Here is a 6,902-nt window from a genome sequence, read left to right as displayed (position 1 = left end):
CCTCGTGTTGGAAACTGTGAGGTTACTTTAGGGCGAATTTTAGCGGGGTGGCAGAACGTCGCGGAATGGACGCTTACGCAATAACGACCTGTCTTTGATCGATCAGGTCGTGCGGTACCCCATCGCCTACATCAATGATGGTCAGGTAAGAATGTACAACCAGTATCCTGTAGATCCGGCACGACTTAAAACAGAGAAAGGCTGGGATCATTCACGCGACTGGAATTTCGATGTGGTGGCCATCAGTGAAACTGAGGGCAGAGTCGAAGCCTCCGCCACCCGGTGCCGCGCGGACGGATCCGTCATTGAGCATATCCATGGCTATTACGCGTTCACCCGCGTTGACGGACAATGGAAAATGTATGCGTTGAGTGGGGTGTCATTCTGATTGGCGTTGCCGGTAACGCCACTTCTATTGTGGCGGCCGCCCATTCTTCAGAAAGGCACGGGCACCATGGCATGGTTGATCCTGTCAGCTAGAGTACTGACTCCACGGCCTCGATAAGCGCAGGGTCGTCGGGAGTCACCTTGCTCGGAAAGTGCCTGACCACATTGCCGTCGGCGTCGATCACGTACTTGGTGAAGTTCCAGCGGGGAGGGTTGCTCTGCTCATTGATCTCACGGAATACCGGGTTGGCATGATGGCCGGTGACCGGCCCGGGGGCGATCATGGTAAAGGTGACCCCGAAGTTTTTAAAACAGATGTCAGCGGCTTCTTCCTCTGAATCCGCTTCCTGCTGGAAGTCGTCGCTGGCAAATCCTACCACCACCAGTCCCTCAGGTCCGTAGCGCTTGTGTAGCTTTTCCAGGCCTTCGAACTGGCTGGTATAGCCGCAGTGACTTGCGGTGTTGACCACCAGCAGTGGTTTGCCGGCGGCGGTGTCGCAGAGATTGATTGTATCGGTGGAGTGAAGCTTGCTCTGTTGGTGATCGAGGAATGACGGGCAGATCTCGGCCATCACGGAAGAGGTGAGCAACGATCCGATTAAAAGTCCGCTAGCGGCCAACTTCAGTCTGAAGTGATTCATGATCGGGTTTCTGCCTGTCAATCAATGCGACTGGGTACTTCAGGGCCTGTCATCTCTGACCCTGTCGGCTTGGGTGGTTCCACCTTGTGACTCGGCTATTTTCCCTGAAAAATACTTACAGTCAAAGTTGTTTCTGGCTAGATTTTGCGCAATCTGGCGTTGTATGCTTTTATCAGACAGGCAGGCTGCGGCTATTGGAGTGGCTTGTTCCCTGGCACTCTGCGGACCGGTGATCTGTCGGCTTCCGGGAGTTTCTTGCTGTCACTAAATGGAGTTTCACGATCATGGCTTATGAAACAATAGACGGACAAAAATACGAGAAGGAGTTGCTGGACCTGGCCCGCAAGCATACGACAGGGCGGGGAGAAGGGCAGCTTTCGAAGGACGAAGTGGCGGAGCTCTTTAAATCCGCGAAGGATGGTCCCGGGGTTACTGACACTGAAAAGGCCACCCTTGCCTACATCCGCAAATCGTTTGAGTTTACGGATGCTGCGGCAGCAGACTTTGACGCAGCGTTCGACGGGCTTTGAGCCAGGCTCATTCCTGGAGTAAAAAGCCAGGCGCAATGCCTGGCTTCCAAGCGCGGGAGCGTCATGAATCTGTGCGTTTGATCTCAAGAAGCTCCACTTCAAAGATTAACGTCGAATTCGGCCCTACATAATTCCCGGAACCACGTTCTCCATACGCAATGGCAGCTGGAATATAGAGTTCCCATTTCGCTCCTTCAGACATCAACTTTAGCGCTTCTATCCAGCCCGGGATGAGCTGTTTGACCTTAACGGTATAAGGCTCGTTACGTTCATAGGTGCTGTCGAACTCAGTGCCGTCTACAAACATTCCACGGTAGTTCACCGTGACTTCGTCGTTATCGGATGGTGTGTAGTCTCCATTGCCGTTCGCAATTACTTTGTATTGCAGACCACTATCGGTAACGACTACGTCATCCCTGGTTGCATTCTCAGCGAGGAAAGCCTCGCCTTCTTTCTTGTTTTTTTCTGCCAGATTTGTTCGCTCAGCTTCTTTTTGCTTGATTTGGATTTCCCTGAAAACCTCAAGGGTGGCAGCTACTTCGCCGGCTGACATTTTTGCCTCACCGTCCTGGAAAACAGCCTGCATTGCCTCTGCCATTAAATCGACATTGAGCGCCAGCCCTTCGGCCTTGAACTTCTCTGCCAGGTCATAGCCATAGGCGTAACTGAAGCGATCATTAAGGTCTTCGAATCCGGTTTGCCTGGCTTCGAAGGTGCCCTGGTTTTCCTTAGCGTTCCTGGATAAAGCCGGTTGGCTAAAGGTTCCCGCGAGAAATAACCCGGTCAGAATAACTGCGTGAACGTTGGAAGGTACGTTCATATAAAGCCCTCAACAGACCAGTCAGGGTTAACAAAAGACCTCAACCCGGCATCCGGGTTGAGGTCTTGTTATGGCTGTTACCCGAGACGATCAATTAACCAGCCAGCGGGCTGCGTATTCACGCATTACTTCACCCGGCGCACCACCGTCACCGGTTGTAGGTGCAAAGTGCCCGCCAGAGGTGGTTTCCTGGGTATAGCGCGTGGAGTTACGCCGGCAGTTGCCGGCATTGAAAGGCAGGGCCGGCGCGAGGGTGTCGGCTGTACTGAAGATGCAGACAACATCCACATCGCTGGCTACCGGGCGGTCAATGCTGGTGGTGTAAACGGTGTCAGGCTGAACTGCGATAACACAGTCTGCGCCCAGGCGGTTAGCGGCATTAAAAGAACCACCGCCACCCTGGGAGTGGCCCGAGGTACACACTTTCGGGTTGTTACCGATGATGTTGCGGTAACGGCTCTTGGCCTGATTAACGGCGCTTTCCACTTCCCGGCCACTGCCGGAGTTGGCGGTGGTGGCAGCGGCTACCAGGATGCACTGCTCGGCTACGGATTCCAGGAGACCACGATAGGTGCTGGAAGTGCCGCCGGTCCCATTACCCCAACCCAGGATGTTGTAGCTGCCATCGCCGCCACTTGGCACATAGAATACTGCACCGGACCCGGAATCGCGGCTGACGCTGCAATCAGATCCGCCGAAACCGCCGCCACCACCGATAGCCAGTGCGGAGCTCGAAATGAATAGCCCTGACGCAAGTATTACGAGGATACTTGCGAACTTCGTTTTAGTTGAGAGTTTCATAAAAAACCTCTTTTTATAATAAGATTTAATAGTATGGTTTAATTTCCTGAAATTAAGGGTTCAAATTACAGCTATGAAACCTCCTCACATCTGCCTGTCAAAAGACGTCACTTAGTCTCCCCAACAGGTGCCGGTGCAGTGTAGGAGTGGGTGTATTTGCTCGCTATCACGCGAAAGTCATAAATTGGATGGTATTGGAAGCTCAAATAGGAGTGGTATGCGCAAGTTGACAAATTAGTGTGGTAGCAAATTGATAGGTATTTCGAAGAGTTATTAGGGACCTGGTTATATAACTGAAATATGTCGTATGGGGCGGGTTGACGGTTCTGGTCTATGGGCACGTGGGTCTGGCCCTTTCAGGCGCGCCATTGATCTCAACGCAGGCGAATGTCTACCTGGACTCCGCTAGTGCAACGGGGTCCAGGTCCGTGATTGATGGTGATGTGTGAGGTTGGCAGTGGTGTTACTTCGCCTTGAGCAGGTCCCTGATCTCCATCAGTAGCTGTTCCTGGGCAGAAGGGGCGGGGGGAGCGGCCGGTGTTTCCGCCTCTTTCCTGCGCATGCTGTTCAGGGCCTTGACCGCCATGAATACTGCGAATGCGACGATGATGAAGTCGAACACCGTTTGCAGGAAAACCCCATAACGCAGGGTGACCGCTTCAACACCTTCCCCCGCAGCCTTGAGCGTGATTGCCAGGTTGGTGAAATCCACGCCACCGATCAACAGTCCGATGGGTGGCATCAAAACGTCGGCCACGAACGACGATACGATCTTGCCGAAAGCTACCCCGATGATGATTCCCACGGCCATGTCGACGACATTGCCTTTTACCGCAAACTCCTTGAATTCTTGCATTATGCTCATCAGTGCCTGACTCCTTGAACATAAATCCTTGTGGGCCCGGCTGGTGGCTGGGCACGCCTTGTCCGGCGTACTCAAAGTCTAGTGTCCCGTTTGGTTAATTCGCTGATCTACTGAGCCACTGAGAGCCTTGAGAGCTAGGCGCGGTGGCGAAGGTTTGGTGGTTCCAAATCGAGTCAGCGCAACGCGGCTATCAAGGCTCTCAGTGGCTCCCGACGGGCGCGACGCTGGGGCCTCTGGCCGGTGTTGCCAGCCCTTGATGTGGAACCACCACACCTTCGGACTGGCGCCTTGGCCAGAGGCCCCCGCGTCACGCAGTAAGTCAGCGAATTAACCAAACGGGACACTAGTGCATTAACAGAAAATAAAGCGGAATACGCGTCCGCGTCACGCCGGGCAGCGTGACTTGAAATGGCGTAGTGGTGGACTCAGGTAAGGGTAATCAATCCCCGATTCAGGAGGTGATCCATGCGTGTTCTCATTGCCGGTGCCAATGGCAAGATCGGCCAGCATCTGGTCAGGTTGATGGCCGCCAGCCCCCATACTGCCAGGGCCATGGTCCGCAAGCCGGAACAGGCCGCTGCCCTTGAACAGCTCGGTGCGGCAGAGACGGTTGTCGGAGACCTTGAGCAGGACTGCACCCATGCCCTTAAGGATTGTGATGCCGTGGTTTTCACTGCTGGTTCCGGCCCCCACACCGGTCCTGAGAAAACCATCGATGTGGACCAGGATGGCGCCATCCGGCTGATAGACTCGGCCCGGGCTGCCGGCGTGAAACGCTTTCTGATGGTCAGCAGCATGAGGGCGGACCGGCCCGAGAACGCCCCGGAGAAGCTACATCACTATCTACGGGCCAAGCATAAGGCTGACGAGCACCTCCGTGTAAGCGGTCTGGACTTTACCCTGGTCCGCCCGGGCCCACTGACCAACGACCGGGGAACTGGCAAGGTCGAACTGGCAGCCCGCCTTGACCGTACCGGCTCGATCCCCCGGGAGGATGTGGCGGCCGTACTGCTGGCCACGCTCGATGCGGACAACAGTATCCACCAGAGCTTTGACCTGCTATCAGGGGATTACGGCATCGTCGAGTCACTGGCACGGCTCTGAGGCACCGACCGCAGCTCAGAATCGGAAAGGTGCCTGTAAGTGCCTGGAGGAACGTCGTCAGGCAAGACGATGTCACCCACTCGTTCCCGGTGTAAACCGGTTACCCGGTTGCCGACTGCATGGAACATCCGTTTCACCTGATGGTAGCGGCCCTCGAAGATGGTCAGCCGTGCTTCGCAGGGCGCCAATTGTTCCAGCGTTGCCGGTGAGGTCGTCAGTTGCTCGTAGGCGAACCAGATTCCCCTGGCAAATCTTTCTGCCGTATCCGGGCCGAGGGGATACGCCGTTGTAACCCGGTAAACCTTGGGTATCTTGAGGCGAGGTTCGGTCAGGCGCCGAGACCAGGTGCCATCATTGGTGAGAATCAACAGTCCGGTCGTCGCCCGGTCGAGGCGTCCGGCGATATGCAGGCGCTCGCGCAGTTCGGGCGGCAGCAGGTCGAGCACGGTGGGATGGACGGTGTCGCTGGTGGCGCTCAGGTATCCGGCTGGCTTGTTCAGCATCAGGTAGCGGGCGGGAATACCCTGCTGGAGAACCTGTCCGTTAGCCGTTACCCGCTGAAACCGTGAGACTTCAGCGGCAGCATCGGTACAGCAACGGCCATCCACCAGTACCATTCCTGACGCAATGGTCCGGTTCGCCTGCTTGCGGCTCACACCGTTTTCGTTGCTGAGTATTCTTGAGAGTTTCATGGTCGCATCGGGTACTCGGTGATGAGTCAGGGGCAACTGAAAATCCTGCGGGAGGTCATCACCCTAAGTATTTTTGTGCCATTTGCGGTTCTCTGTCCATCAGGATCAGCGCAATAGCCTCCAGCAGAGCCGGGTCTTGATCAAGACCGGCTCCGAACAGTTCACCGGTCTTGATCGTAATGTAATCTTCCAGGTAGGGGCTTTCCAGGTAAGCTCGGGACCCCACCGGAACAGGCGGCCCCCGCGCAGCTAGCGCTCGAAGAAGGTACCCCGACTGATAATGTGGTCTGACTGCCGGTAGACCTTTGCGTGCTAAGGCCGTTTTCCCCGAGTCCGGACGGCTGATAAGTTCGATGACATCCATTGTGGTATCGCTGATTCCAGATCTGATCCGTGTTGCTCCGCGCCGGAGCAATGGGTGATGGCCATAGGCCTGTTACTTGATCTATAACACTATCCCTCGTAAAACCACCTTCTATTATTCCCCGCCGATCTTCTTGTCTAATTGCCAGGTACTCCGGCCACGAGGTGTTTAGTGACCCTTTTTACTGTTGTCAGATCCATGCGGTTGCCCTTCCTGGTGCTGACTCCCGCCTGTGTGCTGGTGGGCGTGGCAACAGCCCTTGCAACCCGCGGCCCGGTTGCCTGGCCAGATGTGTGGCTGGCCCTGACCGGAGCGCTGGCGGCGCATATCGGGGTGAATACGTTGAATGAGTATCAGGACTTTGCCAGTGGCCTTGATGCGCTTACCGTCCGCACGCCGTTCAGCGGGGGCAGCGGGGCGCTGGTCACGGACCCAGGGGCCGCTACGGCGGTGCGCTGGGTTGCGATACTTTCCCTTGCGGTAACCGTGCTTGTCGGTAGCTACTTCCTGGCACGGTACGGCGCCGCCCTTGTGCCGGTGGGGGTGCTGGGCCTGGCAGTCATTGTTCTTTACACCGGCTGGCTGAACCGCCGGCCCTGGCTGTGCCTGGTCGCCCCCGGACTAGGAGTCTGCGCGGCAGAAGTGTTTTGAGCAAGTGACCCCGCCGCGTCGAATCACAGTTCGGCCCGAGAACGTAT

At 56.0% G+C, this 6,902-nt stretch carries 10 protein-coding genes and 1 pseudogene; 5 read left to right on the top strand and 6 right to left on the bottom strand.

Going from position 1 to position 6,902, the window contains the following annotated elements:
* The first annotated feature begins 94 nt into the window (after positions 1 to 94).
* Positions 95 to 388 (top strand): hypothetical protein, encoded by a 294-nt coding sequence (locus MLC59_RS19225; RefSeq protein ID WP_248237219.1) that lies wholly within the window; start codon positions 95 to 97, stop codon positions 386 to 388.
* An 88-nt stretch (positions 389 to 476) separates the two neighbouring features.
* Here MLC59_RS19225 and MLC59_RS19220 read toward each other — a convergent pair whose 3' ends face one another.
* A complete protein-coding gene (locus tag MLC59_RS19220) occupies positions 477 to 959 on the bottom strand; it encodes a glutathione peroxidase (protein WP_248237220.1) in 483 nt (160 codons plus the stop codon).
* A 353-nt stretch (positions 960 to 1,312) separates the two neighbouring features.
* Between MLC59_RS19220 and MLC59_RS19215 the strand changes: the two genes are divergently transcribed.
* Positions 1,313 to 1,558, top strand: coding sequence for a hypothetical protein (locus tag MLC59_RS19215; protein WP_248237218.1), 246 nt, complete (start codon positions 1,313 to 1,315; stop codon positions 1,556 to 1,558).
* 61 nt (positions 1,559 to 1,619) lie between these two features.
* Here the strand turns inward: MLC59_RS19215 and bamJ are convergent, their stop codons facing one another.
* The 3 genes from bamJ to mscL form a co-directional block, all read right to left on the bottom strand.
* Positions 1,620 to 2,378: a BamJ family beta-barrel-assembly machinery protein gene (gene bamJ, locus MLC59_RS19210; RefSeq protein ID WP_248237217.1), complete on the bottom strand. Its 759-nt coding sequence runs from the start codon at positions 2,376 to 2,378 to the stop codon at positions 1,620 to 1,622.
* 90 nt (positions 2,379 to 2,468) lie between these two features.
* On the bottom strand, positions 2,469 to 3,179 hold the full coding sequence (locus MLC59_RS19205; RefSeq protein WP_248237216.1) for a hypothetical protein: 711 nt from the start codon (positions 3,177 to 3,179) through the stop codon (positions 2,469 to 2,471).
* Between the two features lie 463 nt (positions 3,180 to 3,642).
* Positions 3,643 to 4,044, bottom strand: coding sequence for a large-conductance mechanosensitive channel protein MscL (mscL, locus tag MLC59_RS19200; protein ID WP_248237215.1), 402 nt, complete (start codon positions 4,042 to 4,044; stop codon positions 3,643 to 3,645).
* A gap of 465 nt (positions 4,045 to 4,509) precedes the next feature.
* On the opposite strand from mscL, the gene MLC59_RS19195 reads away from it, so the two are divergent.
* Positions 4,510 to 5,148, top strand: a complete 639-nt coding sequence (locus MLC59_RS19195; protein ID WP_248237214.1) for an SDR family oxidoreductase — start codon at positions 4,510 to 4,512, stop codon at positions 5,146 to 5,148.
* On the opposite strand, the gene MLC59_RS19190 is transcribed toward MLC59_RS19195, so the two are convergent.
* A complete protein-coding gene (locus MLC59_RS19190) occupies positions 5,115 to 5,840 on the bottom strand; it encodes a pseudouridine synthase (protein WP_248237213.1) in 726 nt (241 codons plus the stop codon). The two genes, MLC59_RS19195 and MLC59_RS19190, sit on opposite strands and share 34 nt — an antisense overlap.
* A gap of 3 nt (positions 5,841 to 5,843) precedes the next feature.
* On the opposite strand from MLC59_RS19190, the pseudogene MLC59_RS19185 reads away from it, so the two are divergent.
* A pseudogene (locus tag MLC59_RS19185) lies at positions 5,844 to 5,930 on the top strand (DMT family protein); the annotation flags it as partial.
* Here the strand turns inward: MLC59_RS19185 and MLC59_RS19180 are convergent.
* Positions 5,899 to 6,204: a hypothetical protein gene (locus tag MLC59_RS19180; RefSeq protein ID WP_248237212.1), complete on the bottom strand. Its 306-nt coding sequence runs from the start codon at positions 6,202 to 6,204 to the stop codon at positions 5,899 to 5,901. The pseudogene MLC59_RS19185 and the gene MLC59_RS19180 overlap by 32 nt on opposite strands.
* 171 nt (positions 6,205 to 6,375) lie before the next feature.
* Here MLC59_RS19180 and MLC59_RS19175 point away from each other — a divergent pair, with 171 nt between their 5' ends.
* A complete protein-coding gene (locus MLC59_RS19175) occupies positions 6,376 to 6,855 on the top strand; it encodes a prenyltransferase (protein WP_248237211.1) in 480 nt (159 codons plus the stop codon).
* Positions 6,856 to 6,902 lie beyond the last annotated feature (47 nt).

Source organism: Marinobacter bryozoorum (assembly GCF_023156245.1).
GTDB lineage: Bacteria > Pseudomonadota > Gammaproteobacteria > Pseudomonadales > Oleiphilaceae > Marinobacter > Marinobacter bryozoorum.
This window is presented reverse-complemented; position numbering and strand designations above follow the sequence as displayed.